Raw genomic sequence first — 15,111 nt, forward strand, 5'->3', positions numbered from 1 at the left:
ATGCGGGGTGGCGCCGCGCCGGGCAGGAAACGGCAGGATCGCGCCGGACCGGCTAGATCCCGCCATAGGCCTCCATCCGCGCCACGCCGCCCCAGCGATCGAACAGGGGCTTTGCTGTCGCGTTCAATTCGGCCAGCGTCATGGCCGAGCCACGGCCCGATCCCTGGAAGACCAGATAGAGGACCTGCCGGTCCTCGACGCCGCCGGACTTGGGGTCTCCGTTGATCCCGAGCGCGTTGGCGAGCGCGATGGAGCCTTCGCCGATCTTGTCCCCCGGGCCGATGTCCGCAAAGATGGCGTAGCTCATCTTTTTGGTCTTCAGGTTGTAGGCGACGCCCACGTCACCGAGGCGGATCGGCGTATCCTTGGAAAAACTCTTGTAGCGACCACCGGGCAGCACGAAGAAGGGGACTTTCGCTGCATCCACATAGTGCTCCGGCCTCGCCGGATCCGTATCGTCGTAGACGAGGGCGGTCTTGGAGACGAAATAGCCTTGGGCCGGATCGCGTGCATCCTGAACACGCGGCACGCCGTTCGCGTTGGTCACGAGAGCCCACCAGTTGCCCGGCCGCCCGGCATTGGCCAGATAGTCCAGCGCTACGGCATTGTTGCTGTGATAGGCCTTCGGCGCACCATCCGCATCGATGGCCATCTTGGCGCGGAACACGATCGACTGGACGTCGGTGGTCTCGAACACGCGCCAGCCGCCGGGACCCACATAGGACAGACTCAGCGGCTCGGGAGAAGCCGTGGCGGCATCGAGCGAGACGCTCGCTCGAAGGAGCGTGTCCCCGCTCGCAAAGCGCTCCCTCATGGTGGCGTCGATCTGGGCCCAGGTCAGGCCGGAGCTTTTCGGGTTGGCGACGGAGCGCATCTGCACATGCGGCGCATCCTTGAAGGACGACCATTTAAGGCCAGCATCGAGGCCCAGTTTCGCCGCCTCATCTGCATAGACGCTGTAGCCGTTGAGGCCGTTCACCTTCTTCACCGTTGACCATTCGGCCTTGCCGTCCACCTCCCAGAAGCAGTCGATGGCTTCACCCCATTGGTGCCAGCTGTTTCCGGGCAACGCCCTCGTCACCTCATCCCCATTGCGCGGCCCTACCGCCTCGATCACCTCAGCCAAGAAAGGCGCGCCTTCGGCCCTCAACTGTGCGACCGCGGCCCTGATCTCGACGATGGAGCGCGACTGGCGCCAATAGATGGCCTGTTGCCATGGTGTTCGGAGCGTTTCCGTCGGCACCATGCGGATGCCGCGCGCCTCGCAATTGGCCAAGAGCTGCGCGACCGGCTCACGAAACGGCTCGACCAGATCATTGATCTTTGTAGACATGATGCCCCCATTTTGTTTATTCACAGCTTTGGCCGAGCGATATAATATACTCTGCACGGACAATGCGAGTTATTGGCATAACAGAGAATTTCGTATCTAAACTCGCCTCAATATATGGTGTCTATTATTTTGCGTCCTAATCGAACGCATCGGCATGTAATAAGTAAATGCGCGAATAAAATCAGTCGTCATCACGCCAGAGCGCTTCTGATTACATATGCGCCCGCTGACCATTGCAGAGGCGCAGCGAAGATGGCCATGAAGCCTTAATCGGCACGCATATCCGCTGCCGCGGCGCATAGCCGAAGTCAAAGTGACAGTCTGGGAGGAGAATGAAGGTCCAGATGCAAACCCGGATCATCGCTGTTGCCAGGCGATGGGGTGTGGATACCTCTTGGCAGCACATCGAAACAATCGATGTCTCAAGGTAGCAGAAGGCGAGCTGCGATCAATGGTTGTGTATAAAATTTATACAATCAAATTTGGGCCGCAGGGCGCCCGTTGGATCCCGTCAGCGGCGTCCCGCCGCCAGCAGCAGGGCCGCACCGCCGACGAGGATGCCGGCGGACACGCGGTCCGCCAACAGCGTGAAGCGGCCCTTCAGCGCCGCGCGCGCCTTGTCCGCCACCACCGCCCACAGCATGTCGCCCACCAGCGCGATGACCGCGAAGATCGCCGCCAGAAGCGCGATCTGCGGCACGGGATCGGCCGTGTTGGTGACGAATTGCGGCAGGAAGGCCGCGTGGAACAGCAGGGTCTTCGGATTGGCGAAGGCCACAGCGAGCCCGCGCCCGAAGGCGGCATGGGCGGAAGGTGTGGGCGCATCCACCGCTTTGCCGGCACTGCGCCACTGCATCACCGCAAGCCAAACGAGGTAGGCGGCACCGGCATAGCGCACGAGATCGAAGTGGCGGGAGAAGGCCTCCACCACATAAGCGAGGCCCCCCGCCACCAGAGCCAATTGGGCGATGAGGCCCACATTGACGCCCATGGCGGTGAGAATGCCCGCCTGCCGCCCGTGCTTGAGGCTGGTGCCGACGATGAGCGCCACGTTCGGCCCCGGCGTCGCCCCCAGGGCGATGCAGGCGAGCACGAACAGGGCGAGGCTTTCGGCCGAGATCATCACTTGCGCTCCTCCGACCGAGGGCCCGCCCGCTCGCGGCTCAGGCCTCCGGCGTGTCGTCTCCGGCGGCTTCCGCGCCGCCTTCGCCCGCCTCACCCTCGGCGCCGGTGTCCTCGCTGATGTGCTCCACCGAGACCACGCGCTCGCCTTCCGCCGTGTCGAAAACGATGACGCCCTGGCTGGCGCGGCCGACGATGCGGATGCCATCCACGGGGCAGCGGATGAGCTGGCCGCCGTCGGTGACGAGCATGATCTGGTCGGCATCCTCCACGGGGAAGGAGGCGACGAGGCGGCCGTTGCGCTCGTTCACCGCCATGGCGACGATGCCCTTACCGCCGCGGCCGGTGACACGATATTCGTAGGACGAGGTGCGCTTGCCGTAGCCGTTCTCGGAGACGGTGAGGATGAACTGCTCCTTCGCGCCCATCTCGGCATAGCGCTCCTGGCTGAGCTGGCCGGAGCCGCTGGCGCCCTCCTCCTGCTCCACCTCGGCGCTCTCGCCCGCCTCGCCACGCAGGGCGCGGCGCATCTTGATGTAGGCGAGCCGCTGCTCGGCATCGGCGTCCACATGGCGGATGATGGCCATGGAGATGACGCTGTCGCCATCCTCCAGTCGGATGCCCCGCACGCCCACGCTGTCGCGCCCCTTGAACAGGCGCACCTCGGTGGCGGGGAAGCGGATGCAGGCGCCGGCCGCCGTGGTGAGGAGCACGTCGTCCTCCTCCGTGCACAGGCCAACATCCGCGATAGCCTCGCCCTCGGCGAGCTTCATGGCGATCTTGCCGTTGCGGTTCACCTGCTGGAAATCGGTGAGCGCATTGCGCCGCACGGTGCCGCCGGTGGTGGCGAACATGATCTGCAGGCGCTGGTTCTCGCCCTCGTCCTCCGGCAGGAGAACGACGGAGGTGATGCGCTCGTCCTGCTCCAGCGGCAGGATGTTGATGAGGGCCTTGCCGCGGGCCTGCGGCGCCGCCAGCGGCAGGCGCCACACCTTCATCTTGTAGACCTGCCCCTTGGAGGAGAAGAACAGCACCGGTGCGTGGGTCGAGGCGACGAACAGGCGGGTGACGAAATCCTCGTCCCGCGTCTGCATGGCCGAGCGGCCCTTGCCGCCTCGCCGCTGCGCCCGATAGGTGGAGAGCGGCACGCGCTTGATGTAGCCGGCATGGGAGACGGTGACGACCATCTCCTCGCGCTGGATCAGATCCTCGTCTTCCAGATCGCCGAAGCCCTCGACGATCTCGGTCTTCCGGGGCGTGCCAAACTCCGCCTTGATGGCGAGCAACTCGTCCCGGATGATCGCCCGCATGCGCGGACGGCTGGCGAGGATTTCGAGATAATCGGCGATCTCGGCGGCGAGCTTATCCAGTTCGTCGGCGATTTCATCGCGGCCGAGGGCGGTGAGCCGCTGGAGCCTGAGGTCGAGGATGGCGCGGGCCTGCACCTCGGAGAGGCGATACGTGCCGTCTTCCTTCAGCTTGTGGCGCGGATCGGCGATGAGGGCGATGAGCGGGGCCATGTCCTTCGCCGGCCAGTCGCGGCCCATCAGGGATTCGCGGGCGCTCGCCGGGTCCGGCGCGGTGCGGATGAGGCGGATCACCTCGTCGATGTTGGCGACGGCGATGGCGAGGCCCACCAACACGTGCGCCCGGTCGCGCGCCTTGCGCAGCAGGAATTTGGTGCGCCGGCTGATGACCTCCTCGCGGAACGCGATGAAGGCAGTCAGCACATCGTGCAGGGTGAGGATGCCCGGCTTGCCGCCGGAGAGCGCCACCATGTTCACGCCGAAGGAGGTCTGCAGCAGCGTCAGCCGGTAGAGGTTGTTCAGCACCACGTCGGCCTGGGCGTCGCGCTTGATCTCGATGACCACGCGCATGCCGTCGCGATCGCTCTCGTCGCGGATCTCGGAGATGCCCTCCACCCGCTTGTCGCGCACCAGCTCCGCGATCTTCTCGATCATCGTCGCCTTGTTCACCTGATAGGGAATCTCGGTGACGATGAGGGCCTCGCGGTCCTTGCGGATGTGCTCGATGGCGACCTTCGCGCGCATCAGGATGGAGCCGCGGCCGGTGAGATAGGCCTGGCGGATGCCGGTGCGTCCGAGGATCAGCGCGCCGGTGGGAAAGTCCGGGCCGGGCAGCAGGTCGAGCAGCGCCTCGGGCTCCAGCAGCGGGTCGTCCAGCAGCGCGACGGTGACGTCGATGATCTCGCCGAGGTTGTGCGGCGGGATGTTGGTGGCCATGCCGACCGCGATGCCGCCGGCGCCATTGACCAGGAGGTTCGGGAACTTGGCTGGGAGGACGGTCGGCTCCCGCTCGGAATTGTCGTAATTCTCCTGGAAATCGACGGTTTCCTTGTCGAGGTCGTCGAGAAGGGTGTTGGTCACCTTCTCGAGGCGCACCTCGGTGTATCGCATGGCCGCTGGGGCATCGCCGTCCACCGAGCCGAAATTACCCTGGCCGTCCACCAGCGGGAGCCGCATGGCGAAGGTCTGGGCCATGCGCACCAGCGCGTCATAAACCGACTGGTCGCCGTGGGGATGGTATTTACCGATCACGTCGCCGACCACGCGGGCCGACTTGCGGTACTGCTTGTTCCACTCGTACCCGTTCTCATGCATGGAGAACAGGATGCGCCGATGCACGGGCTTGAGGCCGTCGCGCACGTCGGGCAGGGCCCGGGCGACGATGACGCTCATGGCATAATCGAGATAGGAGCGGGACAGCTCCTCCGTGATGGAAACGGGCCGGATGTCGGACGGCGGCTCGCCACCAGTCTTCGGCGTTTCGGAATCGGCCAAAAGTCAGCACTCGCATGGATTGGTGAGGTGCTTCCTTCTAGCCGATTCACCCCTGCGACGCCAGCAAAACCCCGTTGGCGGACGTAAATTTACACTATATAAATCAATGGGTTATGCGGACCATCTCGCAGGTCGCCGGACAATTTGTCGGTTTTGCGTCAGATGGGCCCGCGAACGCCGCCTGAAGCGGCCGGAAACGGGGCCTGCGACGGCACGACAAAAGCCCGCCCGCGCCATGCGCAGGCGGCGACTTTCCGTGAGCCGATCAGCAACAAAGCTAGGGCGGCCAGCACCAAGACCGGCCGCGCCGCCCCGTCCTCAAATCCGAAGGCGCGCCTCAGAACGGGATTTCGTCGTCGAGATCGGCCGCGGGGCGTCCACCACCCGAACCGCCGCCCAATCCGCCGCCAGCCGGTGCCGGACGGCGCCCGCCGCTGGAACCGCCGCCGCTGTAGCCGCCGAAGCTGCCGCCTCCGCCGCCCATGGGGCTGGCCGAGCCGAAGTCGGAGCCACCGCCATATTCGTCCGCGCCGGAGCCGGCGCCGCCGCCCTCACGGCCGTCGAGCAGGGTCAGCTCGCCGCGATAGGGGCGCAGCACCACCTCGGTGGTGTAGGTCTCGCGGCCGTCCTTCTCATATTTGCGGGTCTCGAGCTGGCCCTCGATGTAGACCTTGGAGCCCTTCTTCAGGAAACGCTCGGCGACGCCCACGAGATTCTCGTTGAAGATCACCACCCGGTGCCACTCGGTGCGCTCGCGGCGCTCGCCCGAGGCCTTGTCGCGCCAGTTCTCGGACGTGGCGATGGACAGGTTGCAGACGCGGCCGCCGTTCTGGAACGACTTGACCTCCGGGTCGCGGCCCAGATTGCCGACCAGGATCACCTTGTTGACGCTGCCGGCCATCCCGCTCTCCCTCGTGCCGTGTTCCGCCGTTCCGCAGGCCGCCATTGCGACGCGCCGCGAATCCCGCACCCTACCGTCCCCGCCGGGCCATGCGACCCCCGACGCGGCTTTATCCCCATGATGAACCGCCGCTGGCCGCCATGCGTAACAGCTCATGGCTTAAATGTTCACGTTGTGTTCCTAACCGACTTCCCCCAGACTGGCAAGAGCATCGGCGCGCTCTATCCGAGTCGCCCCGCTCTTTTTGGGTGGCGCCCTTTGGAGTTCGCATTATGTTCTCTTCCGCATCGCACAAGGTTCACTACATTTCCGAGAGTTCATGAGCACGTTCCCCGGCGCGCTGCGCGGCTTTCCGGCCGCTGGCGTGCTCGCCGCTGCAAGGGCGGCACGATCGTTTCTCAGGCCCCGACCCCTTTTTGCGCCGCAGGCGCCAGCGGATGTCCATGTCTGATCGCGCAGCCTCCCCGCGTCCCATCCCGCGCCGCGATGCCCGCACCCTCTCGGTGCGCGGCGCGCGCGAGCACAATCTCAAGAACGTGGACCTCGAAATTCCCCGCGACAGCCTGGTGGTGTTCACCGGCCTGTCCGGCTCGGGCAAAAGCTCTCTGGCCTTCGACACCATCTATGCGGAAGGCCAGCGGCGCTATGTGGAAAGCCTCTCCGCCTATGCCCGCCAGTTCCTGGAGATGATGCAGAAGCCGGACGTGGACCAGATCGACGGTCTCTCGCCGGCCATTTCCATCGAGCAGAAGACCACCTCGAAGAATCCGCGCTCCACGGTCGGCACCGTCACCGAGATCTACGACTACATGCGCCTTCTGTGGGCGCGCACCGGCGTGCCCTACTCCCCGGCCACGGGTCTGCCCATCGAGAGCCAGACCGTCTCCCAGATGGTGGACCGCACCCTCGCGTTGCCGGAGGGCTCGCGGCTCTATCTCCTCGCGCCGGTGGTGCGCGGCCGCAAGGGCGAGTACCGCAAGGAACTGGCCGAGTGGATGAAGAAGGGCTTCCAGCGGGTCAAGATCGACGGCACCTTCCACGAGATCGCCGAAGCGCCGGCCCTCGACAAGAAGTTCAAGCACGACATCGACGTGGTGGTGGACCGCATCGTGGTGCGCGCGGACCTTGCCCAGCGGCTCGCCGACAGCTTCGAGACCGCGCTGGGCCTTGCGGACGGAATCGCTGTGGCGGAGTTCGCCGACGAGAAGGATGAGGCGGGCGATCCGCGGCGCATCATCTTCTCCGAGAAGTTCGCCTGCCCGGTGTCCGGCTTCACGATTTCCGAGATCGAGCCGCGGCTGTTCTCCTTCAACAACCCCTTCGGCGCCTGCCCTGCCTGCGATGGCCTCGGCGTGGAGCAGACCATCGACCCGGATCTGGTGGTGCCGGACAAGGCGCGCTCGCTGAAGCAGGGCGCCATCGCGCCCTGGGCCAAGTCCACCTCGCCCTATTACGGGCAGACGCTGGACGCGCTGGCGAAACACTACCAGTTCAAGCTGAACGTCCCCTTCGCCGACCTGCCGGAGAAGGCGCGGGAGGTGCTGCTGTTCGGCTCAGGCAGCGAGAAGATCACCTTCCAGTATGACGACGGCATGCGTGCCTACGAGACCTCGAAGACCTTCGAGGGCGTGGTGCGCAACCTCGACCGGCGCTGGAAGGAGACCGACAGCGACTGGGCGCGGGAGGAGATTTCCAAATACTTCTCCACCGTCCCCTGCAAGGTCTGCAACGGCTACCGGCTGAAGCCCGAGGCGCTGGCGGTGAAGATCGCCGGGCGGCACATCGGCGAGATTGGCGAGCTCTCGGTGCGTGCCGCGGCCGGATGGTTCGAGAGCCTGCCGGCCCAACTCACCGACAAGCAGAACGAGATTGCCGGGCGCATCCTGAAGGAGATCCGCGAGCGGCTGCGCTTCCTGCTGGACGTGGGGCTGGAATACCTCACGCTGGCGCGCTCCTCGGGCACGCTTTCCGGCGGCGAGAGCCAGCGCATCCGCCTCGCCTCGCAGATCGGCTCCGGCCTCACCGGCGTGCTGTACGTGCTGGATGAGCCCTCCATCGGCCTGCACCAGCGTGACAACGAGCGGCTGCTCGGCACGCTGAAGCACCTGCGCGACCTTGGCAACACGGTGATCGTGGTGGAGCATGACGAGGACGCCATCCTCGCCGCCGACCATGTGGTGGACGTGGGGCCGGGCGCCGGCATCCACGGCGGCGAGATCGTGGCGCAGGGCACGCCCGCGGAAATCCTAGCCAATCCCGCCTCCCTCACCGGCCGCTATCTCACCGGCGAATTGAGCGTCGGCGTGCCGGCGCGGCGCAAGCCGAACCCCAAACGCATACTCAAGCTCTCGGGCGCGCGCGGCAACAACCTGAAGAACGTGACGGCGGAAATCCCGCTCGGCCTGTTCACCTGCATCACCGGCGTGTCGGGCGGCGGCAAGTCCACGCTGCTCATCGACACGCTCTACAAGGCGGTCGCGCGCCGGCTGAACGGCGCCTCCGAGGCCCCTGCCCCGTTCGACAAGCTGGAGGGGCTGGAACACCTCGACAAGGTGATCGACATCGACCAGTCGCCCATCGGCCGCACCCCGCGGTCCAATCCGGCGACCTATACCGGCGCCTTCACGCCCATCCGCGAGTGGTTCGCCGGCCTGCCGGAGGCCAAGGCGCGGGGCTATGGCGCCGGGCGCTTCTCCTTCAACGTGAAGGGCGGGCGGTGCGAGGCCTGCCAAGGCGACGGCGTCATCAAGATCGAGATGCACTTCCTGCCGGACGTGTACGTCACCTGCGATGTCTGCAAGGGCAAGCGCTACAATCGCGAGACGCTGGAAGTCACCTTCAAGAACAAGTCCATCGCCGACGTGCTCGACATGACGGTGGAAGAGGGGGCGCAATTCTTCAAGGCCGTCCCCTCCGTGCGCGAGAAGCTGGAGACGCTGCACCGCGTCGGCCTCGACTACGTGAAGGTCGGCCAGCAGGCGACCACGCTCTCGGGCGGCGAGGCGCAGCGGGTGAAGCTCTCCAAGGAGCTGTCGCGCCGCGCCACCGGGCGCACCCTCTATATCCTGGACGAGCCCACCACCGGCCTGCACTTCCACGACGTGAAGAAGCTGCTGGAGGTGCTGCACGAACTGGTGGAGCAAGGGAATTCGGTGGTGGTGATCGAGCACAATCTCGAAGTCATCAAGACCGCCGACTGGATTCTCGACCTCGGCCCGGAAGGTGGTGACGGCGGCGGCGAGATCGTGGTTGCGGGCACGCCCGAGACGGTGGCGCGGGACAAGCGCTCCCACACCGGCCACTTCCTGGCAGAGGTGCTCGCCCGCCGTCCGTTCGCGGACAGCCGGAAGGCACTTGCCGACAAGCACGCTGATAAGGACGCTGACAAGGAGGCCAAGCCGGCCGGGGCCGCGCGCGGGAAAGCCGCACGCCGTCCGACAGCCGGGGAAAAGGCCGAGGACGGAGCGCCGGCCTCCGTGGCGGACGCCCCTGCCGTCGTGATGGAAGAAGCCGCCTCGGCGGAAGCGTCCGATGCGCCGCGTGTCGCGCGCGGACGCCGGCGTCGGCAGGCCGCCGAGTAGGAAAGGCTCCCGCGCCTTTCGCCCGCCGGCTCAGGCCGAGCGGGCGGCGCCTGGGCGCATGCGGCGGCGGAGCAGGCGACCGATGCCGTAGGTCCACATCAGCTGTGCTCGAGCGCGCACGCTCAGATGTCGGGCGGTCTCCTGCGGCACGAACCACGCGTTGTTGCCGGTGCGCCGGACGAGATGATAATAGCCCTGGCGCATCACGGCGCAGGTCTCGCCGAACCGCTCGCGGTCATCAACCACCACGAGCTTCGGCTGGAAGCGGCTGAGCGTCACGCCCTTCAGGACGTCGGGCTCTGCCCCCTCCACATCCACCGAGAGGAAATCGATGGTGGAGACGCCGGCGCCCTCAAGAACGGAGTCGAGGGTCGCGGCCGGCACCTCGATCACCATGTCCTCCGGCCGCACCTTGCGCGGATTGAAGACGATGGTGCTGCTGCCCCGGCGTTCCAGCAGGGCCACGCGACCGGTCCCCGCCGCCTCGGGTGCGACACAGGCGCACTGAACCACCTGAGCCTGACGCGCGCGTCGCAGGTTTTCGGCGAATTCCGGTACCGGCTCAACCAGCAGGCCCGTCCAGCCGGTGAGTTCCAGATGCAGCGTCTGGCTCTGAAAGACCGGGTCGTACGCCCCCACCTCCACAAAGACCCCGGTCGGCCCGAGGAAGCGGGACGTCAGTCCGCGTTCTTCCTGGGCGGTATAGATCGCCTGCCCGGTAAGACCGGTGGCGTTCGCCATGTTCATTGCATGCCCCCATGCGACCTACGCACACGCAGCGCACCATCGCTGACGGCGCGCTGAGAAGGCCCCCGCCCGCTCAAGTTGGATATAGCATCAGGACGGCAGATGAGTACCGCCCATAACGAGTGCTCGCCCAAGGACCTGCAATGCAGCATTGCAACACGCTCCTTCCGGTTAACGAGCAGTGGCTCGCTCCATGCACGGGTTGCATTGCTGCAATGCATCGACGCTTCTATGGCGATGCAGCATGAGGGCATATGTTGCTGTCAGCAAGTGGAGTCGCCGCAAGGTGGACCCGCAAGAGGAGAAGTAACATGTTGCTCTGGGGTATCCTGGCTCGCCAGTTCCGCCGCTGGCAGGTCTACAACCGCACGGTTGCCGAGCTGTCCAGCCTCGACGATCGTTCTCTCGCCGACATCAACGTGTCGCGCAGCGAAATCCGGGCCGTTGCCCGCCACGCTTCGGCTGCCGCCTGATTTCAGGCGTGTCGCCATGGCTGAGCCGGCCTTCGGGCCGGCACCGGAGAATGGTCCCTCAGGGGACCATTTTCGTTTTTGGGCCCGCTCCACGGGCGCGACAGGCGCTGAGGGTTGAAGTCCCGGCGGCGCGTGTGGCACACCGCTTGTCCCGCCGGGTGCCCCCGATTGCCGGCGGCGCACTGGAGCCGCGATGCCTGACACTTTTTGGCCCGACCGTCCGAATGGCGATAATGTCGCACCCGTCCATGTGGTCGGCGGAGGGCTCGCGGGCTCGGAGGCGAGCTGGCAGCTGGCCACGCGGGGCATTCCCGTGGTGCTTCACGAGATGCGGCCCGTGCGCGGCACCGAGGCCCACCTCACCGAAGGCCTCGCGGAGCTCGTCTGCTCCAATTCCTTCCGCTCGGATGATCCGCAAGGCAATGCGGTCGGCGTGCTCCATGCTGAGATGCGCCGCGCCGGCTCGCTGATCCTCAAGGCGGCGGATGCCAATCAGGTGCCGGCCGGCGGCGCGCTGGCGGTGGACCGGGAGGGCTTCTCCCGCGCCGTCACCGCCGCACTGGAGCAGCACCCGCTCATTGAGATCCGTCGCGAGGAGATCACCGGCCTGCCCCCGGCCGAGTGGGACAACGTGATCCTCGCCACCGGCCCCCTCACCTCCCCGGCGCTGGCCGAGGCGATCCTCGGCCTCACCGGCGAAAGCGCCCTCGCCTTCTTCGATGCCATCGCGCCCATCGTCCATTTCGACAGCATCGACATGGGCAAGGCCTGGTTCCAGTCGCGCTACGACAAGGCGGGGCCGGGCGGCACCGGCGCGGACTACATCAACTGCCCCATGGACGAGGCGCAGTACAACGCCTTCGTCGACGCGCTGATCGCCGGCGACAAGGCGCCGCTGCGCGACTTCGAGGCCAAGACCCCCTATTTCGACGGCTGCCTGCCCATCGAGGTGATGGCCGAGCGCGGCCGCGCGACTCTCCGTTTCGGCCCCATGAAGCCGGTGGGCCTCACCAATCCCCACGCGCCGGACGTGAAGGCCTATGCCATCGTCCAGCTGCGGCAGGACAACAAGCTGGGCACGCTTTACAACATGGTGGGCTTCCAGACGAAGCTGCGCCATGGCGAGCAGGCCCGCGTGTTCCGCACCATCCCGGGGCTGGAAAATGCGGAGTTCGCCCGGCTCGGCGGCCTCCACCGCAACACCTATCTCAATTCCCCGCGCCTGCTGGATGGCACGCTGCGCCTGAAGGCCGATCCGCGCCTGCGCTTCGCCGGCCAGATCACCGGCTGCGAGGGCTATGTGGAGAGCGCAGCGGTCGGCCTCATGGCCGGACGTTTCGCCGCCGCCGAGCGGCTTGGGCTGGACGCGCCGCTGCCGCCGCTCACCACAGCCCACGGGGCGCTGCTCGCCCACATCACCGGCGGGCATATCGAGGCGGAGGCCGAGGGCGGCCCTCGTTCCTTCCAGCCCATGAATGTGAATTTCGGCCTGTTCCCCCCGCTCGCCGAGGCCCCCAAGGGCGAGGCCGGCAAGCGCCTGCGCGGGGCGGAGAAGACCCTCGCCAAGAAGAAGGCGCTCGCCGCACGGGCGCTCGCCGACATCATGGGCTGGCTCGACAGCCCGCCAGAGGCGGCTTAAGAGGCCCGGATGCCGCGCCATTCCGTTACGCCGCCGCCTTTGGAATATGATGCCGACCCGGCCCGCTTCGCCGTGGATACGGTGCTGAAGCGCGATGTCTTCTCCACCGTGGAGCGCGGCACCTGGACCGACCGCCATGGCCGGGAATGGCCCGCCGTGCGCCGGCGCTGGAACGACGTCTCGCTGTGGTTCGCGCCCATCGCCTACCAGCTCGCCGCCCACGAGATTCACGCGCTGGAGAAGGTGACGCGCACCGGCGTCACCACGCCGCTGCTCGCCGTCGGCAAGCGCTTCCTGGTGCGCGGCTGGATCGACGGGGCGCCGCTGCAGATCGCCCGGCCGGCCGGCGACATGCACTTCTTCCACTCCGCCCGCTCCGCGCTGCTGACGCTGCACCGCGCCGGCTACGTCCATAACGATCTCGCCAAGCAGCAGAACTGGCTGCGCGGGGCGGACGGCGAGGCGTGGCTGATGGATTTCCAGCTGGCCCTGCCCTTCAGCCGGCGCTCCAAGCTCGGCCGCGTGCTGGCCTATGAGGATCTGCGCCACCTGCTCAAGCACAAGCGCACCTATTGCCCGGACCAACTGACCCCGCGCGAGAAGAAGGTGCTGGCGACCAAGAGCCTGCCCACCCGCGTGTGGATGGCCACCGGCAAGAAGGTCTACCGCTTCGTCACGCGGCGGCTCATGTCCTATTCCGACACCGAGGGCCGCGGCCCCCGGGTGACGCAGGTGGGGCCGCGCATCGCCGAAGCCCTCGCCAGCCATCCGGCGGTGGCTGAGGTGCACATGTCGGACTTCCAGACGCTGGGCGGCAAGGTGGGCCTCTACGCCTTCGTCGCGTCTTCCACGCCGGTGACGGCGGATGCCCTGCGCGCCCATCTCGCGACCGCCTTGCCCGACCGGCCCCACCTCGATCACCTCCAGATCGTCGCAGCCCTGCCCAAGGGCCCGGACGGGGCGGTGCGCGACGACCTGCTGCTGCTGATTGCCCGCAACCAGATCGAGATGCTGGACCAGCTCGCCGGCTCTGAGGCCGTGCGCCTTCAGGTGGTGGACATCGCCCGCGGCCGGCTCAACCTCACCGACCGCATCACCCGTCCCGCCGCCTGACGAAAGTTGTGCGGCGCGGACCCTGCACGGCCCATTGATTAAACGGACAACCGTTTTATTCTAGATCCTACTTCCCGGCGGCGGCCGCGACCGCGCATGAGAATCCGGGGAGCGAGGGAGGATGTGACCATGCTGCCGAACGCCCCCGGGGGTTTCGATTTCGACCTCGGCGAAACCGCCGACATGCTGCGCGACACTGTGCGCGATTTCTCCCAGGCCGAGATCGCCCCACGCGCCGCCGAGATCGACAAGACCAACCTTTTCCCCCGCGACCTGTGGCCCAAGCTCGGCGCGTTGGGCCTGCTCGGGGTCACGGCGGAAGAGGAATATGGCGGCACCGGCCTCGGCTATCTCGAGCACGTCATCGCCATGGAGGAGATTTCCCGCGCCTCCGCCTCGGTGGGGCTCTCCTATGGCGCGCACTCCAATCTCTGCGTCAACCAGATCAGCCGCAACGGCACGCCGGAGCAGAAGGCGAAGTACCTGCCCAAGCTCATCTCCGGCGAGCATGTGGGCGCGCTCGCCATGTCCGAGCCGGGCGCGGGCTCGGATGTCGTCTCCATGCGCACCCGCGCGGAAAAGAAGGGCGACCGATACGTCCTCAACGGCTCCAAGATGTGGATCACCAACGGCCCCATCGCCGAGACACTGGTGGTCTACGCCAAGACCGACCCCGCCGCCGGCCCGAAGGGCATGACCGCCTTCCTCGTCGAGAAGGGCTTCAAGGGCTTCTCCACCGCCCAGAAGCTGGACAAGCTGGGCATGCGCGGCTCCGACACCGGCGAACTGGTGTTCGAGGATTGCGAAGTGCCGGAGGAGAACGTACTGGGCGCCGTGGGCAAGGGCGTCAACGTTCTCATGAGCGGGCTCGACTATGAGCGCGCGGTGCTGGCCGGCGGCCCCACCGGCATCATGCAGGCCTGCATGGACGTGGTGCTGCCCTATGTCCACGAGCGCAAGCAGTTCGGCCAGCCCATCGGCACCTTCCAGCTGATGCAGGGCAAGATCGCCGACATGTACGTGACCATGAACGCCACCAAGGCCTACGTTTACGCCGTGGCAAAGGCCTGCGACCGCGGCGCCACCACCCGCGAGGATGCGGCCGGCGCCATTCTCTACGCGGCAGAAAAGGCCACCTGGATGGCGCTCGAAGCCATCCAGACCCTCGGCGGCAACGGCTACATCAACGATTATCCCACCGGCCGCCTGCTGCGCGACGCCAAGCTCTACGAGATCGGCGCCGGCACCAGCGAAATCCGGCGGATGCTCATCGGCCGCCAGCTTTTCGACAAGACCGCCTGATACCGCCGCTGCGGCGAAGCTCCCGTCAGCGTGTCTGGCGGGAGGTCGACCGGCGGATTATCGTAGGGGCGGGTCTGCGCACCACGACGCCCCACGGTC

Annotated in this window: 10 protein-coding genes; 5 read left to right on the top strand and 5 right to left on the bottom strand. The window is 66.7% G+C overall.

From position 1 onward, the window contains the following. Positions 1–52: 52 nt before the first annotated feature. The 4 genes from XAN126_RS27180 to ssb all read right to left on the bottom strand — a co-directional run bounded on the left by XAN126_RS27180 (position 53) and on the right by ssb (position 6,157). Entirely contained in the window at positions 53–1,333 is a 1,281-nt protein-coding gene (locus XAN126_RS27180) for a glycoside hydrolase family 75 protein (protein WP_024279069.1), read from the bottom strand. Positions 1,334–1,844: 511 nt separating this feature from the next. Beyond that, a complete protein-coding gene (locus XAN126_RS0113260) occupies positions 1,845–2,456 on the bottom strand; it encodes a LysE family translocator (RefSeq protein WP_024279070.1) in 612 nt (203 codons plus the stop codon). A gap of 40 nt (positions 2,457–2,496) precedes the next feature. Then, complete coding sequence (gyrA, locus tag XAN126_RS0113265; RefSeq protein ID WP_024279071.1) at positions 2,497–5,256, bottom strand: DNA gyrase subunit A; 2,760 nt, start codon at positions 5,254–5,256, stop codon at positions 2,497–2,499. Between the two features lie 337 nt (positions 5,257–5,593). Further along, complete coding sequence (gene ssb, locus XAN126_RS0113270; protein ID WP_024279072.1) at positions 5,594–6,157, bottom strand: single-stranded DNA-binding protein; 564 nt, start codon at positions 6,155–6,157, stop codon at positions 5,594–5,596. Positions 6,158–6,600: 443 nt separating this feature from the next. On the opposite strand from ssb, the gene uvrA reads away from it, so the two are divergent. Beyond that, positions 6,601–9,738: an excinuclease ABC subunit UvrA gene (gene uvrA, locus XAN126_RS0113275; protein ID WP_024279073.1), complete on the top strand. Its 3,138-nt coding sequence runs from the start codon at positions 6,601–6,603 to the stop codon at positions 9,736–9,738. Positions 9,739–9,768: 30 nt separating this feature from the next. Here the strand turns inward: uvrA and XAN126_RS27185 are convergent, their stop codons facing one another. Continuing rightward, positions 9,769–10,485: an FkbM family methyltransferase gene (locus tag XAN126_RS27185; RefSeq protein ID WP_024279074.1), complete on the bottom strand. Its 717-nt coding sequence runs from the start codon at positions 10,483–10,485 to the stop codon at positions 9,769–9,771. Positions 10,486–10,796: 311 nt separating this feature from the next. On the opposite strand from XAN126_RS27185, the gene XAN126_RS27785 reads away from it, so the two are divergent. The 4 genes from XAN126_RS27785 to XAN126_RS0113300 all read left to right on the top strand — a co-directional run bounded on the left by XAN126_RS27785 (position 10,797) and on the right by XAN126_RS0113300 (position 15,012). After that, entirely contained in the window at positions 10,797–10,958 is a 162-nt protein-coding gene (locus XAN126_RS27785) for a DUF1127 domain-containing protein (protein WP_081762634.1), read from the top strand. A 193-nt stretch (positions 10,959–11,151) separates the two neighbouring features. Next, on the top strand, positions 11,152–12,597 hold the full coding sequence (gene trmFO, locus XAN126_RS0113290; RefSeq protein ID WP_024279075.1) for a methylenetetrahydrofolate--tRNA-(uracil(54)-C(5))-methyltransferase (FADH(2)-oxidizing) TrmFO: 1,446 nt from the start codon (positions 11,152–11,154) through the stop codon (positions 12,595–12,597). Between the two features lie 9 nt (positions 12,598–12,606). Further along, positions 12,607–13,710: a serine/threonine protein kinase gene (locus tag XAN126_RS0113295; protein WP_051460601.1), complete on the top strand. Its 1,104-nt coding sequence runs from the start codon at positions 12,607–12,609 to the stop codon at positions 13,708–13,710. Between the two features lie 129 nt (positions 13,711–13,839). Further along, a complete protein-coding gene (locus tag XAN126_RS0113300; protein ID WP_024279077.1) occupies positions 13,840–15,012 on the top strand; it encodes an isovaleryl-CoA dehydrogenase in 1,173 nt (390 codons plus the stop codon). Positions 15,013–15,111: the final 99 nt, after the last annotated feature.

The sequence above is a fragment of the Xanthobacter sp. 126 genome, assembly GCF_000526175.1.
Classification (GTDB): Bacteria; Pseudomonadota; Alphaproteobacteria; order Rhizobiales; family Xanthobacteraceae; genus Xanthobacter; species Xanthobacter aminoxidans.